The following is a 19092-nucleotide window of genomic DNA, read 5'->3' as shown; positions in this document are numbered from 1 at the left end:
AAATTCAAAGTGAGTATCTTTGTCCAAAGTTTAGTGCTAAACTGAAAGGCAAACACCTTAAAATCCGCTACTATTCTTATACTAGACCGTTGTGCATAAAAATGAACTCAGAAATTTACATAAAAAACATGGTTTGTCCTCGTTGTATTGACGTGGTTAACGATATTTGTGAAGAATTAAATATCCCTTTAAAACATATTCAATTAGGTAAAATAGAATGTACCTCAGAAATTAGCGAGAAAATAAAATCTAAACTGAATGAGAAGTTAACAGAAAGAGGATTTGAATTACTTCAAGATAAGAATCAAAAAACTATTGAACAAATTAAAACCACAGTTGTTACACAAATACATCATTCAAAAGAAGAATTAACCACTAATTTTTCTGTATTCCTTTCCGAAAAACTGAATCAAGAATACGCTTCACTTAGTCGTCTCTTTTCATCAGTAGAAGGTATTACGATTGAACGATTTATTCTCAAACAAAAAATTGAACGCGTAAAAGAATTTCTTTTCTATAAAGAATATACCCTTTCGGAAATAGCCTTTCAGATGGGCTATAGCAGTGTAGCTCACCTTTCTGCTCAGTTCAAAAAAGAGACAGGTATGTCTCCTTCTGAATTTAAAAAATTAAATGGCCCAAATCATCAACATTTAGATTCACTTTAAAATAAATATTTAGACGGATCAAAATTCTATAACTAATAGTCATAATTCTGTAATAGATTCTGTAAGTAACAGCTATACTTTTGTTCTATCGAGAAAGACGGAGTATGAAAGAACAATATAAAATAGCAGGAATGACATGTGCAGCATGCGCAGTCAGTATAGAATCATATCTAAAACCACAAGATGGCATTCTTGAAGTAGCTGTGAATTATCCAAATCAATCTGTTACTATAGAGTACGATAACAAAATAGCTCTTGAAACGATTCAACAAAAAATTAAAGAAATAGGCTATACACTTATATTAGGAACAAGCCAAGACACTCAAAAAGCATTTGAAGAATTAGAAGAAAAAAGATTAGCCTCACTTAAATCCAAATTAGTTTTTTCCGCCATTTTCTCTATCCCCATATTTGTAATGGCTATGTTCTTTATGGGGAAAATACCCTATGAAAATTGGATTATGATGGCCCTCTCACTCCCCGTACTATTCTGGAGTGGGGCTGAATTTTATACCATTGCCTGGAAAAAACTAAAACATTTTTCTGCCAATATGGATACGCTCGTAGCATTGAGTACAGGAATTGCTTTTCTATTTAGTGTATTCAATACTGTAAATCCCCAATACTTTTTAAGCAAAGGGCTTATGCCTCATGTTTATTACGAATCAGCGGTCATCATTATTACCCTAATCCTATTAGGGCGTTTTTTAGAGGAAAAAGCAAAAAGTAAAACATCTTCAGCCATTAAAAAACTGATGGGTTTAACACCCAAAAAAGTAATGGTGATTAGAAATGGAGAAGAGAGCATAATAAACTATGATGAAATTCTTAAAGGGGAACTCATTATTCTAAAACCTGGTGACAAAGTACCTGTTGACGGCAAAGTGAAGAAAGGAACCTCTTTTATTGATGAAAGCATGATTTCCGGAGAACCTATTCCTCTTGAAAAAACAAAAGGAAGTAAGGTGTTTGCAGGTACCATAAATCAAAAAGGAGCATTACGAATAATTGCAACTAAAGTAGGTAACGAAACCTTGCTTTCTCAAATCATTAAATTAGTGGAGCAAGCACAATCCAGCAAACCAGCCATCCAAAAAATGGCAGATAAAGTTGCCGGAATATTTGTTCCTATTGTGATTGGATTAGCTATACTAACATTTGCACTATGGTATTTTCTTGCTCCAGAAGCATCCTTAACCTATGCATTGCTTACACCTATTACCGTATTAATAATTGCTTGCCCCTGTGCTTTGGGATTGGCTACTCCTACTGCACTAATGGTGGGAATTGGAAAAGGAGCAGAACAAGGAATCTTAATAAAAGATGCTCAATCTCTTGAAACAGCTTATAAAATTGACACTTTAATTCTTGACAAAACAGGAACAATAACCGAAGGAAAGCCTCAAGTAACAAATATTATTTGGGATGAAAATATAATTTCAGATACACTAGAAAAAGTAGTGTTAGCCATAGAGTCAGAATCAGAACATCCAATAGCAGAAGCCATTGTTCAGCATCTTAAAGCGTCAAAAACTCCAGGTGTAACGATTGAAGCATTTCAAAGCATAACAGGCTTAGGGGCAGAGGCAACTTTTGAAAATACAATGTATAGAATAGGCAATGAAAATTTAATGCTCCAACATAAAATCAATACTCCTCATGCATTAGATCAAAAAGCAAATGCCCTAAAATTAGAAGCAAAAACAGTGGTTTATATTAGTCAACAAGACACTGTGGTAGGAATTATTGCTGTAGCAGATAAAATAAAGGCAACCACTATTTCTGCCATTAAAAAACTACAAAAAATTGGAGTCAATATCCACATGCTAACTGGAGACAATGAGCAAACGGCCAAAGCCATTGCACAGCAAGTTGGAATTAAACAATTTCAAGCCAATGTAATGCCTGCTGAAAAAGGGAAATTTGTGGAACAATTACAAAAACAAGGAAAAGTGGTTGCCATGGCAGGGGACGGCATAAATGATGCTCATGCCCTAGCTCAAGCAGATGTAGGTATTGCCATGGGAAGTGGAACAGATATAGCTATGGAAAGTGCCGGAATTACCTTAATGCAATCTGATTTAAAACAAATTGTAAAAGCAGTTCAATTGTCAAAAGCAACCATGCAAACTATCAAACAAAACTTATTTTGGGCGTTTATATATAACCTAATAGCTATTCCTATTGCAGCAGGTATCCTCTATCCTTTCAACGGATTTCTTTTAAACCCAATGATTGCAGGAGCAGCCATGTCTATGAGTTCAATCTCTGTACTAGCTAATAGCTTACGACTAAAAAATAGTGTAATTAATTAAAAACAAATAAAATTATGACAATCGTAAAATACAAAACAAACATACAGTGTACGGGTTGTATAAAATCGTTGACTCCTGTATTAAACAATTTAGATAATATCGATTCTTGGAAAGTAGATCTTGAAAGTTCCAATAGAATTTTGGAAGTGGATTTAGATGATAATGACAAAGAAACCGTATTCAATGCAGTAAAAGGTTTAGGTTTTGAGATTGAAGAAATTTCATAGAGAATAGAGATAAAACGGTATACAACACGGTATAAAAATAATAGTGGTTTTGTGCATAAATCAAAGTAAGTATCTTTGTATAAAGTTTAGTTGATAAATTGCAAGGTATTTGTCTTGGAATCCGCTACTATTCTTATACAAGCACGTTAAAAGACACTAAAAAATTAACTTATCTAATAATTATGATTTCACATTGATGATTTGTTGTTAGTTTTTAAATCAACAAAAATCACAAAAACCTCTATGCTTTTGTTAACAACTTCAGTTTCTTAAACTCACAAATAATTGTATTTTTACTGCTGTTAAAAACCAAATCAATCAATGGGTAAAATAATAGCAATCGCTAATCAAAAAGGAGGAGTTGGAAAAACAACTACCTCGGTAAACTTAGCTGCTTCACTTGGCGTTTTAGAAAAAAAAGTCCTACTTATAGATGCCGACCCTCAAGCGAATGCAACCTCTGGTTTAGGTATAGATGTCGAAAATATTTCTTTAGGAACCTATCAATTGTTAGAACATAGCTGTTCTGCCGAAGAATGTATCATTCCAACCGACTCACCAAATGTGGACATTATTCCAGCACATATAGACCTTGTGGCTATAGAGATTGAGCTGGTTGACAAGGAAGAGCGTGAATACATGCTTAAAAAAGCGATCACGCATTTAAAATCGGCTTACGACTATATTTTAATAGATTGCGCACCTTCACTAGGTTTATTAACACTAAATGCGCTTACTGCTGCTGATGCTGTTATCATCCCAATACAATGTGAGTATTTTGCACTTGAAGGTCTTGGAAAATTATTAAATACTATTAAAAGTGTTCAAAAAATACATAATCCAGATTTAGATATTGAAGGCTTGTTGCTTACTATGTACGATTCTCGATTACGACTATCTAATCAAGTAGTTGAAGAAGTACAAAAGCATTTTACCGATATGGTTTTTCAAACAATCATTCAACGTAATGTACGTTTAGGAGAAGCACCTAGTTATGGAGAAAGTATAATTAACTACGATGTAAGTAGTAAAGGAGCAACTAATTACTTAAGTTTGGCTAAGGAAGTTATCACAAAAAATGAAGCGTAATGGCGAAGGCAACAAAAAAACAAGCACTCGGTAGAGGACTTTCGGCACTTTTAAAAGATCCTAGTAACGATATACAATCTGCACAAGACAAAAATGCAGATAAAGTGGTTGGAAATATTATAGAATTAGAATTAGATCGCATTGAGGTAAATCCATTTCAACCTAGAACAAAATTTAACGAAGAATCCCTTCGTGAATTAGCTTCATCTATTAAGGAGTTAGGTGTTATTCAACCAATAACTGTTCGCAAAATTGCATTTAACAAATACCAATTAGTGTCTGGTGAGCGTCGTTTTAGAGCATCTTCATTATTAGGTTTAAAAACCATTCCTGCGTATATTAGAATTGCCAATGACCAAGAATCTCTAGAGATGGCATTGGTTGAAAATATTCAACGTCAAGATTTAGACCCAATTGAAATCGCTTTATCATATCAGCGTTTAATTGACGAAATAAATCTTACGCAAGAGCAAATGAGCGAACGTGTAGGCAAAAAACGTTCTACTATTGCCAACTACTTACGTTTATTGAAACTAGATCCAATTATTCAAACAGGAATGCGTGATGGGTTTATCTCAATGGGACATGGTCGAGCAATTATTAACATTGAAAATCAAGTTGCTCAACTTGAGATTTATGAAAAAATATTAACTAACAAATTGTCTGTTAGAGATACTGAGCGTTTAGTTAAAAACTATCATGAAAACAAAGAAGCAATTGTGCCAAAAATAATAGAAACACCTAAGTACATTAAAAAAGGTGTTAAAGAAATATCGGAGTATTTTGGTCATAAAATTGACGTTAAACTAGGAAAGAATGGTAGCGGAAAGATTACTATTCCATTTCATTCTGAAGAAGATTTTAATAGAATAAAGAAATTAGTTAGACGTGAAAAATAAGGGTCTCCTTTTAGTTGCATTATCGCTACTTCCCTTCGTAGTCATCTCTCAAAATAATAGTGATATTCTTGGTGAAAACATAGTGATTCAAGATACTATTATTAAAGATTCATTTGACCCTTTACGACCATCAAAAGCAGCATTTTATTCTGCTATTTTACCAGGATTAGGGCAAGCATACAATAAAAAATACTGGAAAATCCCAATAGTCTATGCCGCTTTAGGAACGGGTATTTATTTCTATGCAGATAATAATAAAGATTATAAACGCTACCGAAATGCTTATAAACGGCGTTTGGCTGGTTTTAGTGATGATGAATTTTGGGGAGAAAGCACTGACGGAAGCCCGTTATCATCACCAAACATATCTAACGACGGTTTAATTAGAGCACAGCGTACTTTGCGCAGAAACAAAGAAATTTCATTATTGGTCACCATTGGCTTATACGCTTTAAACATTATCGACGCCAATGTAGATGCACATTTACTACAATATAATGTGGATGATAATTTGGCTATAAAACCACATTTTAACTTCAACGAAATGGATGCTACAACCAACTTAGGACTTACCGTAGGTTTTAAATTTTAAACAGATGAAAATTGCATTACTTGGCTATGGAAAAATGGGAAAAGCTATCGAAAACATAGCTTTAGAACGAGGTCATTCTATTGTGCTTAAAATAAACGATGATATAAATAATTATAATATTAAAACTGCTGATGTTGCTATAGATTTTAGTATTCCTGAAGCAGCAGTTAAAAACATTTCTAATTGTTTAAAAAATGGTGTTCCTATTATCTCTGGAACTACTGGATGGCTAAAAAACTATCACGAGATGGTTGCTTTGGCTAAAGAGCGAGATGGTGCTTTTATTTACGCTTCTAACTTTAGTTTAGGAGTTAATGTTTTCTTTGAGTTAAATAAACAGTTAGCTAAAATGATGTCTAACTTATCTCAATATAACGTTGATATAGAGGAAATTCATCATACTCAAAAACTGGATGCACCAAGTGGCACAGCTATTACTTTGGCTGAAGGCATTATTGAAAACACAACTAATAAAAGCTGGTCTTTGGGTAAAAAAAATGAAGCTAACACCATTCCGATAGAATCAAAGCGTATTGAAGCTGTTCCAGGTACACATTTTGTAAATTACAACTCGAATGTAGATACTATTTCAATATCTCATATAGCACATAACAGACAAGGTTTTGCCTTAGGAGCAGTTATTGCTGCTGAATGGATTATTGGAAAAACTGGCGTATTTACAATGAACGATGTGTTAAATATTGGTTAAGATGCTTTATTATTGTAACACTCAAATAGGACTTTGGTACTAACTAACAACAAAAAACTACGATTATGACATTGACGCAATGGCTTATATTCATTTTAATAATTCAAGTAGTACATGGATTAGGAACTTGGAAGCTATATATAAAAGCAGGAAGACAAGCATGGGAAGCATTTATTCCTGTATACAATGCTGTTATTTTAATGAAGATTATTAATCGTTCACCTTGGTGGACAATATTGTTATTTCTTCCTATAATCAATCTTATCATGTTCCCAGTTGTTTGGGTAGAAACAGCTAGAAGTTTTGGCAAAAACACGTATACGGACACTTTTTTAGCAATTGTAACTCTTGGTTTTTACAACTATTACTTAAACTATGTAGCTGATGTTAGCTATGTTGAAAATAGAGACATCAACCCTAAATCATCGTCTGGTGAATGGGTTAACTCTATTCTATTTGCGATTGTTGCTGCAACACTTGTACACACCTATTTCATTCAGCCTTATACTATTCCTTCATCATCATTAGAAAAATCCTTGTTAGTAGGTGATTTTCTATTTGTAAGCAAAGTGAATTATGGTGCTAGAATCCCAATGACCACTGTCGCGGCACCAATGGTTCACGATACCATTCCTGTGCTTAAAAAGAAATCGTATTTATTTAACGATGATATTACTAAAAAGAAAACTTCATGGCTCAACAAATTACAGTTACCATATTTACGTATACCTGGATTTGAAAAAATAGACAGAAACGAAATAGTCGTGTTTAATAGTCCTGCAGACTCAACCGATAATATAAAATACTTTACATCTTTATCCAATCGTAATTTTAATAAACCAATAGACAAAAAAATTAATCTAGTAAAACGCTGCGTCGGTGTTCCTGGAGATTCATTAGAAGTACGTGATGGTTTTATTTATATTAATGGCGTAAAGAATGAATTACCAGATAGAGCAGAGTTACAGTTTAGTTATTTTGTACAGCCAAAGACCAATCAATTTAATCCACAACTGCTTAAAGAAAGGTATGATATTACAGATGATTTTGATATAATTAATCAACAAAACACTTACTATTTTTCTGCTATTTCTGATGAAGCTTTAAGTAGATTTAAAAACCATCCAAATGTTTTAAGTATCACGCCAAACAAACAAGAAAAAGGTGCGAGAGACCCAAATATTTTTCCACATCATCCTGATTATAATTGGAATAACGATTTTTTTGGACCACTTTATATTCCTGAAGAAGGAAAAACAATAGATATTAATTTAGAAGTACTTCCACTATACAAAAGGGTTATTGAAGAATATGAAGGTAATAGTCTTCGTGTTGAAGGCAATCAAATTTTTATTAATAATCAATTAGCAACCAACTATACCTTTAAGCAAAATTATTATTGGATGATGGGAGACAACCGTCATAACTCACTAGATGCGAGAGCTTGGGGTTTTGTGCCATTTAATCATGTGGTTGGAAAACCTGTATTTATTTGGATGAGTTGGGATGGTTTAAAAAACCCACGTTGGGAACGTTTCTTTACAACTGTTCATGGAAGTGGAGAACCTGTATCATATTTAATTCCATTTTTAGTACTGTTATTCGGATATTATGGATTTAAAAAATGGCGCAAACATAAAAAGGCAAATAGTTAATTCGTTTTTTGTTGATTTGTTGATTTGATATGTATACGTACAGTTTTGAAAAATTAGAAGTCTGGATTGAAGCTAAAGAGCTTTCTAAAAACATCTATTTCATTACTAAAAAATTTCCTGATGAGGAAAAATTTGGCTTGACATCACAATTAAAAAGAGCTTCAATTTCGATTTGTTCTAACATTGCTGAAGGTTCTGCTAGAAAAACCAATAAAGACAAAGCACATTTTACTGTAATGGCCTTTAGTTCTGCTGTAGAAGTTTTAAATCAAATAATCATTGCTCACGATTTAAAATTTATCAATGAATCAGAATACAAACCACTTAGACAACAAATTGAAAGTATTACCAATAAATTAAACGCGTTGAGGAATTATCAAATAAACAAATAAACGCATCAACAAATGAACGTATTAATACATCCAACATATTTTCCAAATGTTGCTCACTTTGTAAGTATGATTCATTCAGAGAAGTTGCTGTTTGAAGTTCATGATAATTATCAAAAACAAACCTATAGAAATAGGGCAAATATTTATGGCGCAAATGGTAAATTAGCATTAACGATTCCTGTAATCTATTCGCAAAAAAACAGACAACTATATCGAGACATTAAAATTTTTAATGACAACAAATGGCAAGCGTTACATTGGAAATCGTTACAAAGTGCCTATAGAACATCTCCTTTTTTTGAATTTTATGAAGATGACCTAGCACCTTTATTCCATAGTAAGCAAACGTTTATTTTAGACTTTAATTTTAAATGCCTGGAAGTGGTTTTTAATTGCTTACAGCTAGATTTCAACTATCAAATAACTTCGGTATTTGAAACTAAACCAAGCAATTGTTTAGATTACAGGCGCTTGGTTAATGCCAGAAAGGAAAAAAAATATCAATTTGAACCTTACACGCAAGTTTTCTCAAATAAGCATGGTTACATAAATAATTTGAGCATCCTAGACTTGTTATTCAACGAAGGCACCAATACTGTTCCTTACCTACAATCACAAAAAATACAATTCTAATGTTGCAGCCATTTGTACATTATGGTATTCATTTTTTGATTCCGCTATTTATTGCTTTAATCTTTTTTAAAAATGATTGGAGAAAGGCATTTCTAATTATGATAGCGACGATGTTAATTGACTTAGACCATCTTCTCGCTTCTCCAATTTTTGATGCTAATAGATGTAGCATTAATTTTCACCCACTGCACTCCTATTTTGCTATTGGTGGATATATTATTCTAACTTTTATAAAGAAAACAAGACTACTTGGAATTGGTCTCTGCATTCACATTATCGCAGATTGGTGCGATTGTTTATTTATGTAAACTTACTTTTGCCCGAATTGGGTAATGGTCGGATAACTTTTCTTCATACACTTTAAAGCTATTGACTTCAAAAGCGTCATCAACTAAAATAAAATCAATTCGGACAGGGAAATATTTAAAATTAAATGTTCTTCCAAAACCATTACCAGCTTCTTCAAAACTATCTTTTAAATCGCCTTTTATCTCTTTATAAACATACGAATAGGGAGAGTTATTAAAATCGCCACAAATCACCATTTTATAAGGTGATTGTTCTTTATGCTTAATAAACAATTCGGCTTGTTCTTGTTGCATTTTAAACGTTTCACTTACCTTATTAATAAGTTTTTCGGAATCCTCTTTTTTTAAGCTTTCAACGTTCGCATCAATATGTAGCGATTGTAAATGCACATTATACACTCTTACAGTGTCATTACCTTTTACTATGTCAGCATAAATAGCATTATTAGCAGTGTTTGGAAATTCCACTGAACCAGAACCAATAATAGGGTATTTAGAAAAAATGGCTTGCCCATATTTTACTCGATTCCCAGAAAGCTTTTCATATTTATACTTATAAAAAGACAAGTCAATACGTTCGTGAGGATGGTATTCTTGAAAAGAAATAACATCAGGGTTATCCTGTTTAATGAGTTCTATAATTTCTTGTTCAACGCTATCGTTGTCTATCCAATTATATAAATTAAATAATCTAACATTGTAGTTCATTATTGAGATATTGTTGTCTTCTTCAACATTTTTTGAAGATGAAAACTTATATAATGACCCCACATAACTGTAGCCCAATAACAATACTAAACCTGATAAAAGTAGGTGCTTTTTGGCTTTTAACAGCCAATACAACATGAATAGTGCGTTTAAAATAATAAATAGCGGAACTGCTAAACTTAATACAGAAAGGAAGGCGAAATTTTTAGGAGCTACATAAGGTAAAAGGTAGGATAATAATAGTACAGCAGCCACCAGAGAATTGATGAAGAAGATAATTTTTTCTGAACCTTTTAATTGCTTCATAGCGCTTTTTACTTTCCAGATCTGAATAAAAATTCTTTTTCCTCCTTGCTTAAACTTTCGTAACCACTCTTGCTTATCTTGTCTAATATAATATCGATTTGCTTCTGTTTATTAAACTCGTCAAATTCATCTTTAGTATGTCCTGCATAAGCCTTTCCCTTTGTTTTTGACCTATGAACAGTTTTTAACCTTGATTTTTTAGAAAATAGGCTCGAAACACTATCCATAATACGCTCAAAATCTTTACCGATATCTGTACCCTTTTTTAATTGCGTAGCGTATAAAAAACCCAAAAGAATACCGCCTATATGAGCAATATTTCCTCCAATATTTGAATTTGATGGTATATCTGCCGACATTGAATTTAATAAACCTACAACATCCAAGAATACAAACACCAATCCTATGTACAACAGTTTAATATTAAAATTTACTATTCTAACTTCATAATTAGGCATGTAAGCGCATAAAAAGATTAATACTGCCCTAACACCTGCAGAAGCACCAATTAATGACCCTGTAGATTTTAAAATACCATTAGGGAAAACAACAAATGCTAACATATACGCTAATGCTCCTGTAATTATTCCTAAAAAATAAATATTGAGTGATAATTTGCTACTGAATAAATTAGAGAGTGAACGACCAATAAAATATAGCACTAGCATATTAAAAAATAAATGCCAAAAACCCACATGTACAAAACCATAAGTGATGATGGACCAAGGCTGAAATATAAATTCCGAAAATTCTTTTGGCAACTCCAACCAAGCTAAACTCTGTCTTCTGGATGCACTCGAAAAATTAGCAATCAACCAGCCAATTATATAAACAACAACGTTAGCTGCGATTATTTTCTCAAAGGCAGTTAATCGTTTAAGCTTATCTTGGATATCGTGAGTTAACGACGTCATTTTAATTCCAACGGTTTCGGTTAAATTGATTCTTTTTCCAGTACCACATAATGATAAATCCAGTAATAGCACCACCAACGTGAGCCATATAAGCAGTATTACTTGGGCTAAAGAATGACTGTCCTGTTAATGCAGAAACAATATCAAGAATAATAATTCCAGGAATAAAATACTTTGCTTTTATTGGAATAGGCAAAAAGATAAGCATCAATTTAGCTTCAGGATTCATCATCCCAAAAGCAGCTAATACTCCCATAATACAACCTGAAGCTCCAACCATGGATGCATTAAAGATTGGAAAAAGTTCCTTCAGCTTTAAAAACTGAATCTCACTAATACCATTAATCGCTTCATTAGTAGTGAGCATTTGAATTATTTGGTCACTAGTTAAACCAGAACCAATTAATTCTCCATGAAGTGGCATATAATTGAAATAATAATATCCTAGCTGAAATAACATGGCTCCAAAGCCTGCGGAGATATAAATAAATAAAAACTTTTTACTTCCTAATTGTTGCTCCACAGCTGTACCAAACATCCAAAGTGCAAACATATTGAACAATAAATGCGTAAAGCCACCATGCATAAACATGTGGGTGATTACTTGCCAAGGTTGAAACAAATCATTCTTTGGAAAATATAATGCAAACCATTTATAAAATAACTCACCATTTCCACCACCAACAAGCATAGTACCTATAAACATAATCACGTTGATGATTAATAAATGCTTTACTGTATCTGTTATGCCTCTCATCATTTCTTCTAATTAAATTTTTTATCAATATCATCAACTTGCATAGTAATAAACGTTGCTCTATTTGTCGGTGAAACTGAAGGTTCTTTGCAAGCAAATAAACTATTTACTAAATGCTCCTGTTCTTGCAATGTTAAATATTGTCCTTTTTTTATTGCTAAACTTTTTGCTAAGCTTTTTGCTATTAAGTCTGTTTGACTAAAATGATTATCAGGCACTTCATTTTCAACATCGTTAATAAGTCTTTCCAATACTTCTGAAGCCTTAGAAGCTTCAACACTTATAGGTATACCTGATATTTCAATCGTATCGCCTTCCAACTTAGAAAACACAAATCCTGTTTGCTCTAATTGTTCTCTAAAATTCGCCAATATGGCAATTTCCATATTAGAAAACTCCATTTTTAAAGGAAATAGTAATTGTTGACTCACAGCTTCTTTAACTGTAATATGTTGCAAAAATTGTTCATACAACACACGTTGATGTGCCATATGTTGGTCAATAAACAACATTCCCGATTTAATGGTGTTAACAATATACTTTCCATGAACCTGAAACGTCTTTTGTGTCTTCTCTTTATTGGCGTCATCAAACATCGAAGGCATTTCTTCGTCGTTTTCAACTTGTAGTCGACTAAATACTTCCGTTTTGTTATTACCTTTAGATTCTAAACCAACATATAAACTTTCCCAACTACTAGCAGTTTCTTTTTTAAATGAAGTTCCAGAATTTCTGCCAGAATTTTTTTCGTTTTTAAATGGATTAAAACTTCTATCTACTTCAACAATAGGATTCGATGCTTGCTTATTTTTATAATCATAAGGCGTATCCATACTGCTGTTGTGCTCAAAATCTAAAACTGGCGCAATATTAAATTGTCCTAAACTATGTTTTACTGATGAACGCAATAAAGCGTAAAGCGTATGTTCGTCATCAAACTTAATCTCAGTTTTTGTAGGGTGAATGTTAATGTCTATCGTTTTTGGGTCAACTTCTAAATATAAAAAGTAACTAGCGTGTGTACCTTCTCGCAGCAAGCCTTCAAACGCTGCATTTACTGCATGGTTTAAATAACCACTTTTTATATATCGATTATTTACAAAAAAGAATTGCTCGCCTCTAGTTTTTCTAGCGAACTGCGGCTTACCGACAAATCCTGATATTTTTAAAACCTCTGTTGATTCTTCAACAGGCACTAATTTTTCATTGGTTTTTCCACCAAAAACATTTACTAAACGCTGTCTTTTATTGGTAATTGGCAAGTTGAATAGCTCACTTCCATTATGATACATAACAAAAGTGATGTTTGGATGTGCCAAGGTTACACGATTAAATTCATCGATGATATGTCTGGATTCTACCGTATTGGATTTTAAAAAATTACGTCTCGCAGGAATATTAAAAAAAAGATTTTTTACAGCGATAGACGTTCCTGTTGGAGTTGCAATAACCTCTTGCGAAACCACCTCGCTTCCTTCTATTTTTATATATGTACCAACATCGTCAGTATCAAGCTTTGTTTTAAGCTCCACATGTGAAATGGCTGCTATACTAGCCAAAGCCTCTCCACGAAAACCTTTGGTGGTTAAATTAAATAAATCGTCGGCTGATGTGATTTTTGATGTTGCATGACGCTCAAAACTTAAACGAGCATCAGTCACACTCATACCTTTACCGTTATCAATAACTTGAATTAATGTTTTACCAGCATCTTTAACAATAAGTTTTATTGAAGTTGCGCCAGCATCAATAGCGTTTTCTAACAACTCTTTCACAACCGAAGCTGGACGCTGTACGACTTCGCCTGCAGCAATTTGGTTCGCTACATGATCTGGTAATAACTGAATAATATCTGCCATTAATTTTTATGAAAAGAAAATGGATAAGTCAAAGTCAATGATGAATAGAAATATTAATACAAGAATGGCAACTATAATTAAAATTCGTCTGTTAGCTTCTTTGTCTTTTTCTCCTTTAAGATCGGCTAAAGCGTTATTAAGTTTTGCTTTCAAGCTATGCTTACCAATAGTGGTTCTATACTCATCAAATTTATGTTTAATCGCATAAGGGTTACCTTCTCCTTTATCATCAAAATATTGAGGTGTATAATTGTACTTTTTGTTTTGGCGTGTTTTAAAAATTCCCATAGCTTATTATTTTTACATGAACTTATTTTCTAATACATACATACAAATCAATAACAATACCAAAATGATAATTAATGTACGCATTGAAAATCCACGTCTTCCAGTTCCAAGATTAACGTCTCTTTGTTTTTGCCATTTAGACGCTAAATTATGCTCCTTAGAATGCTCTCCAACTTGATTTTCTTTTGAAAACCTAGGTTTATAATTAAACTTTTTATTCTTGCGTTGCTTAAACAATCTATTATATACTAATGTTTCAAATGTACTTAAAATACAGGGAAATTACACTTTGGAAATGCCAAAAATTGTTAACAAAATGGTATTTAAAAAATACAGGATTATTTAGTGAAACTTCGTTTTATAAAGAAAAAAAACGTAATACTATTGTTTATTGTTTACTTAGGAAAGCCATTTTTATTGCAGCAATAGCAGCTTCAGTACCTTTATTACCATGAATACCACCAGAACGTTCAATAGCTTGCTGTAATGTATTGTCGGTTAGTACACAAAAAATCACAGGCGTTTCATGTAACACATTAAGATCTTTGATGCCTTGAGAAACACCTTCGCAAACAAAATCAAAATGCTTCGTTTCTCCTTGTATAACGCTTCCAATAGCTATAACTGCATCTACATTTTGTTGTTGCATCTTTTTGCATCCGTATATAAGCTCAAAACTTCCTGGAACATCCCAACTAATAATATTGTTTTTAGAAGCCCCACAATCTAATAACGCTTCTATAGCTCCTTTGTAAAGACCTCCTGTAATGGTTTCATTCCATTCAGAAACAACAATCCCAAACCGAAAATCTTTCGCGCTTGGGATTGTTGTCTTATCGTAATGTGATAAATTTTTATTTACAGTTGCCATGTTTTAGTTACTAGCAGCTTCAGCTTTACCAATAAATGCATCAATATTTGCTGCTTCATTACTTGAAGCGAATTCTTCTTTTATTCTCTTAAAATTTTGTAAAGCCTTAGTGTTATCACCTAAATCTAGTGCTACACTACCAGCTTTAAATAAATACAATGGCGTTGTGAAGTCGTTTGCAGACATATTTGCAGCTTTAGTATAATAATCTAAAGCGTCTTCTTTTTGTCCTAACTGAATAAATGCATCTCCAATACCTCCTTGAGCGATAGGTCCTAAAACCATATCATCAGATTTAAAATTACTTAAATGCTCAATAGCATTTTGATAATCTTTAAGATTCAAATAAGACATTCCAGCATAATAGCTTGCTAAGTTTCCTGCATTGGTACTTTTGTATTCTGAAATGATATCTAACATTCCAAACTTACCTTCACCTCCATTTAAAGCTAGGTTAAATAATGAATCTTTTTCAACACCGGTAGTAACAGCTTCATCAAAATATTTTTGAGCTTGGAACATATCGTTCATAGCTACACTTTCTTTAGGCTCTTGAATAAATTTGTTATATCCTAAATACCCTAAAACAATTATTGCGGCTAAACCAACAATAATAAAAATATACTTTTGGTTTTTTGCAACCCACTCTTCAGTTCTAGAAGCACCTTGATCTAAAGTATTAAATACCTCAGCCGTTGCCGATTGTTCTTCTATTGCGTCAGCTTTCTCTGCCTTTGTTTTTGGTTTATAACCTCTTTTCTTATAAGTCGCCATATATTCTATATTAATGCGCCGCAAAAATAAAATTTTTATTGGTATAAAAAAGGTAATTTATTTGTTATTTTTCAATAATTTGCAGCTTCTTTTTAAAGAATTACACCTTCTTTTTAGATTTATAACTTACATTTTTGATGGTTTTAAAAACATTATCTGTACTAAATTACAAAAATTTTGATTCAAAAACTTTTGAATTTGACACAAAAATAAACTGCTTTGTTGGCTCAAATGGTATTGGTAAAACAAATATTTTAGATGCTATTTACCACCTTTCTTTTGGTAAAAGTTATTTTAACCCAATAGCCTCTCAAAATATAAAACATAATGAAGATTTTTTTGTAGTGGACGGTGTATACTCTAAATTAGAAAAACAAGAAAAGATAATTATTTCTTTAAAAAAAGGTCAAAAAAAGATTATTAAACGCAATGGAAAGGTATATGATAAGTTTAGTGATCATATTGGTTTTTTGCCTTTAGTTATTATTTCGCCAGCTGATAGAGACTTAATAATTGAAGGAAGTGATACAAGGCGCAAGTTTATGGATGGTGTTATCTCGCAAAGTGATAAAACATACTTGCAAGAACTTATTTCGTATAATAAAGTTTTAGCACAGCGTAATGCACTATTAAAATACTTTGCAGTTAATAACACTTTTAATAGCGATACTTTAGAAATTTACAATTCGCAATTAAATCAATTAGGCCAATCTATACATGAAAAGCGCAACGAGTTTCTTAAAGTATTTGTGCCTATATTTAAAGAACGTTATAAAGCGATTAGTAATGGTAACGAAATAGTAAATCTTACATATAAAAGCGACTTATTTAGCGACTCATTACAAACGCTATTAGAAACTAATTTAAATAAAGATAAAGCTTTACAACATACTAGTGTTGGTACACATAAAGACGATTTAAAATTTGAAATTGAAGCGTATCCTATTAAAAAATTTGGCAGTCAAGGGCAGCAAAAATCATTTTTAATAGCTCTAAAATTAGCCCAATTTGATTTTACTAAAGCACAAAGTGGTGTGACACCAATTTTACTTTTAGATGATATTTTTGATAAATTAGATGAAAATAGAGTATCTCAAATTATAGCATTAGTTGATAATGAAAATTTTGGTCAAATATTTATTACTGATACACATCCAGATAGAACCGAAAATGCAATAAAGCAAGTACACCAAACTTATCAGATTTTTCACTTACAATAATGAAAAAATGAATTTTAGATCCCTCCTATATATTGTAATAATTGCTTTTACTTTTAGTAATTGTACTTCTAACCCTGAAGATGAGATTGCTTTTATTGAAGGGTATTGGGAAATTAAAGAAGTAAAAAAAGACAACAAACTTATTAAGGCGTATAATGCAAATCTTTCGGTTGACTATTTTGAAATTAATAATGACTTAACAGGTTTTAGAAAAAAAGTTACGCCTACGCTAAATGGCACTTTTATTGTAAATCAAGATGAAGCTCCTTTTACTTTGAAAATTGAAAATGATTCTTTAAACATCTATTACAATCATAATAGTATCATTACTAAAGAAACTATTATTAGAGCCACAAAAGAAGAACTTGTTATCGTTAATTCTCAAGGCTTTCGTTATATTTACAACCCTTACAAAAGCATTAACATTGACGAGTAAAAAACGACATAATGAAAATATGGCTTTAAGTGATGTACTTAAAGAGTTTGTATCTACCAATAAACTTCAAGAAGGTTTAGACAAGGTTGAAATTAAAGATGCTTGGGAAAACCTTATGGGAAATGGTGTTAATAGTTATACAACTTCTGTACAACTAAAAAGAGACACTTTATATGTGCAACTTAGCTCATCTGTGCTACGAGAAGAATTAAGCTATGGGAAAGAAAAAATTATCACCATGCTTAATGAAGCTTTAGGTAAACCTCTTATTAAAACCTTAATTCTAAAATAATTTAATTTCTAAAATATACGTAGTTCTACGTATTGTTTTTCACCAAAGAAACCACTAATTTTATTACATCCCTCTATAATAATTGTGTGAGCAATGCTTATACATAATAATTATAGCTTAAAAGTTTAACAATGAAACCGATTTCCCTAACAATAATCATTGTTTCTAGTACTATACTATTTGGTTTAGACAGGAATAAATTGTATTGTTTTTTTAGATATAACAATTATGACCATTCTTTGTTGGAATTAGGTCAATATCTTTCTAAGGTGTCTGTTTCTTTATCTAATTTATTCCCTTATGAGCAAAAACCTTAAAATTTTTTGTATTAAAAACCTACTTAATTTAGTAGCTCTTTGTTTGTTTTTAACAGGTAATATTTATTCTAACACTTATTTAATTATTATTGGTGGCTGTGGAATGATTGTGTTTTCTTTTATATTATATCATCAATTTTTAAATCCATTAATTGCCATTGTTTTAGGAATATTCTTAATGTTTATCTTGTCACCATGGTACCTTAGTGTTTTTTGGGCAGTAAGTATTTATTTAATATTTCAAATTGTAACATTACTACACAGTTTGTTTACCAAAAAAGATTTTTTTAAAACTACTTTTAATGCCAATTAGTTTGAACTAAATACTTAACCCTACATATTGTAATTATTTGAGTTGTATTAATGCAAATATGACGCATAAAAAAAGCTACAACTTTCGTTGTAGCTTTTAATTTAATTTTATTACTCTCTAAAACATTTCTCTTCCCGAAAAGTGAAACGCACCTTCTATTGCAGCATTGTCATCACTATCACTACCGTGAACAGCATTTTCTCCAATAGATGCGGCATATAGTTTACGTATAGTTCCTTCAGCAGCTTCAGCTGGATTTGTTGCCCCAATTAACGTTCTAAAGTCCTCAACTGCATTCTCTTTTTCTAAAATTGCAGCTACAATTGGTCCTCTAGTCATATACTCAACTAACTCTCCAAAAAATGGACGTTCATTGTGCACTGCATAAAATGCTTCAGCATCTGCCTTAGTCATTTGAGTTAACTTCATTGCTACAATTCTAAATCCTGAAGCTGTTATTTTTTCTAATATTGCGCCAATATTCCCTTTTTCAACTGAATCAGGTTTTAGCATTGTAAATGTTCTATTTGTTGCCATTGTTTTATTTAAA

Annotated in this window: 24 protein-coding genes; 15 read left to right on the top strand and 9 right to left on the bottom strand. The window is 32.0% G+C overall.

Annotation, left to right across the window (positions count from 1 at the left end):
- Nucleotides 1–101: 101 nt before the first annotated feature.
- The 11 genes from ABGB03_RS04180 (at nt 102) to ABGB03_RS04130 (ending at nt 9487) form a co-directional block, all read left to right on the top strand.
- Nucleotides 102–668, top strand: a complete 567-nt coding sequence (locus ABGB03_RS04180) for an AraC family transcriptional regulator (protein WP_347925087.1) — start codon at nt 102–104, stop codon at nt 666–668.
- A gap of 104 nt (nt 669–772) precedes the next feature.
- On the top strand, nt 773–2983 hold the full coding sequence (locus ABGB03_RS04175; protein WP_347925085.1) for a heavy metal translocating P-type ATPase: 2211 nt from the start codon (nt 773–775) through the stop codon (nt 2981–2983).
- A 14-nt stretch (nt 2984–2997) separates the two neighbouring features.
- Nucleotides 2998–3210, top strand: a complete 213-nt coding sequence (locus ABGB03_RS04170) for a heavy-metal-associated domain-containing protein (protein WP_347925084.1) — start codon at nt 2998–3000, stop codon at nt 3208–3210.
- Between the two features lie 321 nt (nt 3211–3531).
- A complete protein-coding gene (locus ABGB03_RS04165; RefSeq protein ID WP_347925082.1) occupies nt 3532–4299 on the top strand; it encodes an AAA family ATPase in 768 nt (255 codons plus the stop codon).
- Nucleotides 4299–5198, top strand: a complete 900-nt coding sequence (locus ABGB03_RS04160; protein ID WP_347925080.1) for a ParB/RepB/Spo0J family partition protein — start codon at nt 4299–4301, stop codon at nt 5196–5198. Before ABGB03_RS04165 ends, ABGB03_RS04160 begins: the two co-directional genes overlap by 1 nt.
- The gene (locus ABGB03_RS04155) at nt 5188–5790 is read left to right on the top strand and encodes a DUF5683 domain-containing protein (RefSeq protein WP_347925078.1); all 603 of its coding nucleotides are present in this window, start codon (nt 5188–5190) and stop codon (nt 5788–5790) included. Before ABGB03_RS04160 ends, ABGB03_RS04155 begins: the two co-directional genes overlap by 11 nt.
- Before the next feature lie 4 nt (nt 5791–5794).
- Nucleotides 5795–6499, top strand: coding sequence for a 4-hydroxy-tetrahydrodipicolinate reductase (gene dapB, locus ABGB03_RS04150; RefSeq protein ID WP_347925076.1), 705 nt, complete (start codon nt 5795–5797; stop codon nt 6497–6499).
- A gap of 65 nt (nt 6500–6564) precedes the next feature.
- Nucleotides 6565–8154 (top strand): signal peptidase I, encoded by a 1590-nt coding sequence (gene lepB / locus ABGB03_RS04145; RefSeq protein ID WP_347925074.1) that lies wholly within the window; start codon nt 6565–6567, stop codon nt 8152–8154.
- Between the two features lie 29 nt (nt 8155–8183).
- Nucleotides 8184–8546 carry a four helix bundle protein gene (locus ABGB03_RS04140; RefSeq protein ID WP_347925072.1) on the top strand — a complete coding sequence of 121 codons (363 nt, stop codon included), beginning with the start codon at nt 8184–8186 and terminating at the stop codon, nt 8544–8546.
- Between the two features lie 12 nt (nt 8547–8558).
- Entirely contained in the window at nt 8559–9179 is a 621-nt protein-coding gene (locus ABGB03_RS04135; protein ID WP_347925071.1) for a WbqC family protein, read from the top strand.
- On the top strand, nt 9179–9487 hold the full coding sequence (locus ABGB03_RS04130) for a DUF6122 family protein (RefSeq protein WP_347925070.1): 309 nt from the start codon (nt 9179–9181) through the stop codon (nt 9485–9487). Before ABGB03_RS04135 ends, ABGB03_RS04130 begins: the two co-directional genes overlap by 1 nt.
- On the opposite strand, the gene ABGB03_RS04125 is transcribed toward ABGB03_RS04130, so the two are convergent.
- From ABGB03_RS04125 to ABGB03_RS04090, 8 genes are all read right to left on the bottom strand, one after another.
- Complete coding sequence (locus ABGB03_RS04125; protein ID WP_347925068.1) at nt 9476–10501, bottom strand: endonuclease/exonuclease/phosphatase family protein; 1026 nt, start codon at nt 10499–10501, stop codon at nt 9476–9478. The genes ABGB03_RS04130 and ABGB03_RS04125 overlap by 12 nt on opposite strands.
- Before the next feature lie 8 nt (nt 10502–10509).
- On the bottom strand, nt 10510–11490 hold the full coding sequence (locus tag ABGB03_RS04120) for a rhomboid family intramembrane serine protease (protein WP_347925066.1): 981 nt from the start codon (nt 11488–11490) through the stop codon (nt 10510–10512).
- Nucleotides 11417–12172 (bottom strand): rhomboid family intramembrane serine protease, encoded by a 756-nt coding sequence (locus tag ABGB03_RS04115; RefSeq protein WP_347926374.1) that lies wholly within the window; start codon nt 12170–12172, stop codon nt 11417–11419. The genes ABGB03_RS04120 and ABGB03_RS04115 overlap by 74 nt, the downstream gene beginning before the upstream one ends.
- Before the next feature lie 8 nt (nt 12173–12180).
- On the bottom strand, nt 12181–14031 hold the full coding sequence (gene mutL / locus ABGB03_RS04110; RefSeq protein WP_347925065.1) for a DNA mismatch repair endonuclease MutL: 1851 nt from the start codon (nt 14029–14031) through the stop codon (nt 12181–12183).
- 6 nt (nt 14032–14037) lie between these two features.
- Nucleotides 14038–14319 (bottom strand): riboflavin synthase subunit beta, encoded by a 282-nt coding sequence (locus ABGB03_RS04105; RefSeq protein WP_347925063.1) that lies wholly within the window; start codon nt 14317–14319, stop codon nt 14038–14040.
- Nucleotides 14320–14331: 12 nt separating this feature from the next.
- Nucleotides 14332–14556, bottom strand: coding sequence for a hypothetical protein (locus ABGB03_RS04100; RefSeq protein WP_347925061.1), 225 nt, complete (start codon nt 14554–14556; stop codon nt 14332–14334).
- A 151-nt stretch (nt 14557–14707) separates the two neighbouring features.
- The gene (gene ribH / locus ABGB03_RS04095; RefSeq protein WP_347925059.1) at nt 14708–15190 is read right to left on the bottom strand and encodes a 6,7-dimethyl-8-ribityllumazine synthase; all 483 of its coding nucleotides are present in this window, start codon (nt 15188–15190) and stop codon (nt 14708–14710) included.
- 3 nt (nt 15191–15193) lie between these two features.
- The gene (locus ABGB03_RS04090; RefSeq protein ID WP_347925057.1) at nt 15194–15964 is read right to left on the bottom strand and encodes a tetratricopeptide repeat protein; all 771 of its coding nucleotides are present in this window, start codon (nt 15962–15964) and stop codon (nt 15194–15196) included.
- 137 nt (nt 15965–16101) lie between these two features.
- On the opposite strand from ABGB03_RS04090, the gene recF reads away from it, so the two are divergent.
- The 4 genes from recF to ABGB03_RS04070 all read left to right on the top strand — a co-directional run bounded on the left by recF (nt 16102) and on the right by ABGB03_RS04070 (nt 18542).
- Complete coding sequence (gene recF, locus ABGB03_RS04085) at nt 16102–17184, top strand: DNA replication and repair protein RecF (RefSeq protein ID WP_347926372.1); 1083 nt, start codon at nt 16102–16104, stop codon at nt 17182–17184.
- Nucleotides 17185–17191: 7 nt separating this feature from the next.
- Nucleotides 17192–17620 carry a lipocalin family protein gene (locus ABGB03_RS04080; RefSeq protein WP_347925056.1) on the top strand — a complete coding sequence of 143 codons (429 nt, stop codon included), beginning with the start codon at nt 17192–17194 and terminating at the stop codon, nt 17618–17620.
- A gap of 19 nt (nt 17621–17639) precedes the next feature.
- Nucleotides 17640–17912 carry a DUF721 domain-containing protein gene (locus tag ABGB03_RS04075; protein ID WP_347926370.1) on the top strand — a complete coding sequence of 91 codons (273 nt, stop codon included), beginning with the start codon at nt 17640–17642 and terminating at the stop codon, nt 17910–17912.
- 300 nt (nt 17913–18212) lie between these two features.
- Complete coding sequence (locus ABGB03_RS04070; protein ID WP_347925054.1) at nt 18213–18542, top strand: hypothetical protein; 330 nt, start codon at nt 18213–18215, stop codon at nt 18540–18542.
- 117 nt (nt 18543–18659) lie between these two features.
- On the opposite strand, the gene ABGB03_RS04065 is transcribed toward ABGB03_RS04070, so the two are convergent.
- Nucleotides 18660–19079: a nucleoside-diphosphate kinase gene (locus tag ABGB03_RS04065; protein ID WP_347925053.1), complete on the bottom strand. Its 420-nt coding sequence runs from the start codon at nt 19077–19079 to the stop codon at nt 18660–18662.
- Nucleotides 19080–19092 lie beyond the last annotated feature (13 nt).

Source organism: Pontimicrobium sp. SW4, assembly GCF_039954625.1.
Lineage (GTDB): Bacteria > Bacteroidota > Bacteroidia > Flavobacteriales > Flavobacteriaceae > Pontimicrobium.
This window is presented reverse-complemented; position numbering and strand designations above follow the sequence as displayed.

Excerpts from the sequence above, each read along its gene's own strand:
- recF (WP_347926372.1), top strand. The coding sequence starts at position 16,102 with ATGGTTTTAAAAACATTATCTGTACTAAATTACAAAAATTTTGATTCA.
- ABGB03_RS04140 (WP_347925072.1), top strand. The coding sequence starts at position 8,184 with ATGTATACGTACAGTTTTGAAAAATTAGAAGTCTGGATTGAAGCTAAA.
- ribH (WP_347925059.1), bottom strand. The coding sequence starts at position 15,190 with ATGGCAACTGTAAATAAAAATTTATCACATTACGATAAGACAACAATC.
- ABGB03_RS04130 (WP_347925070.1), top strand. The coding sequence starts at position 9,179 with ATGTTGCAGCCATTTGTACATTATGGTATTCATTTTTTGATTCCGCTA.
- ABGB03_RS04175 (WP_347925085.1), top strand. The coding sequence starts at position 773 with ATGAAAGAACAATATAAAATAGCAGGAATGACATGTGCAGCATGCGCA.
- ABGB03_RS04105 (WP_347925063.1), bottom strand. The coding sequence starts at position 14,319 with ATGGGAATTTTTAAAACACGCCAAAACAAAAAGTACAATTATACACCT.
- ABGB03_RS04070 (WP_347925054.1), top strand. The coding sequence starts at position 18,213 with ATGAGCAAAAACCTTAAAATTTTTTGTATTAAAAACCTACTTAATTTA.
- ABGB03_RS04080 (WP_347925056.1), top strand. The coding sequence starts at position 17,192 with ATGAATTTTAGATCCCTCCTATATATTGTAATAATTGCTTTTACTTTT.
- ABGB03_RS04135 (WP_347925071.1), top strand. The coding sequence starts at position 8,559 with ATGAACGTATTAATACATCCAACATATTTTCCAAATGTTGCTCACTTT.
- dapB (WP_347925076.1), top strand. The coding sequence starts at position 5,795 with ATGAAAATTGCATTACTTGGCTATGGAAAAATGGGAAAAGCTATCGAA.
- ABGB03_RS04170 (WP_347925084.1), top strand. The coding sequence starts at position 2,998 with ATGACAATCGTAAAATACAAAACAAACATACAGTGTACGGGTTGTATA.
- ABGB03_RS04165 (WP_347925082.1), top strand. The coding sequence starts at position 3,532 with ATGGGTAAAATAATAGCAATCGCTAATCAAAAAGGAGGAGTTGGAAAA.
- ABGB03_RS04090 (WP_347925057.1), bottom strand. The coding sequence starts at position 15,964 with ATGGCGACTTATAAGAAAAGAGGTTATAAACCAAAAACAAAGGCAGAG.
- mutL (WP_347925065.1), bottom strand. The coding sequence starts at position 14,031 with ATGGCAGATATTATTCAGTTATTACCAGATCATGTAGCGAACCAAATT.
- ABGB03_RS04075 (WP_347926370.1), top strand. The coding sequence starts at position 17,640 with ATGGCTTTAAGTGATGTACTTAAAGAGTTTGTATCTACCAATAAACTT.
- ABGB03_RS04125 (WP_347925068.1), bottom strand. The coding sequence starts at position 10,501 with ATGAAGCAATTAAAAGGTTCAGAAAAAATTATCTTCTTCATCAATTCT.
- ABGB03_RS04180 (WP_347925087.1), top strand. The coding sequence starts at position 102 with ATGAACTCAGAAATTTACATAAAAAACATGGTTTGTCCTCGTTGTATT.
- ABGB03_RS04065 (WP_347925053.1), bottom strand. The coding sequence starts at position 19,079 with ATGGCAACAAATAGAACATTTACAATGCTAAAACCTGATTCAGTTGAA.
- lepB (WP_347925074.1), top strand. The coding sequence starts at position 6,565 with ATGACATTGACGCAATGGCTTATATTCATTTTAATAATTCAAGTAGTA.
- ABGB03_RS04115 (WP_347926374.1), bottom strand. The coding sequence starts at position 12,172 with ATGAGAGGCATAACAGATACAGTAAAGCATTTATTAATCATCAACGTG.
- ABGB03_RS04160 (WP_347925080.1), top strand. The coding sequence starts at position 4,299 with ATGGCGAAGGCAACAAAAAAACAAGCACTCGGTAGAGGACTTTCGGCA.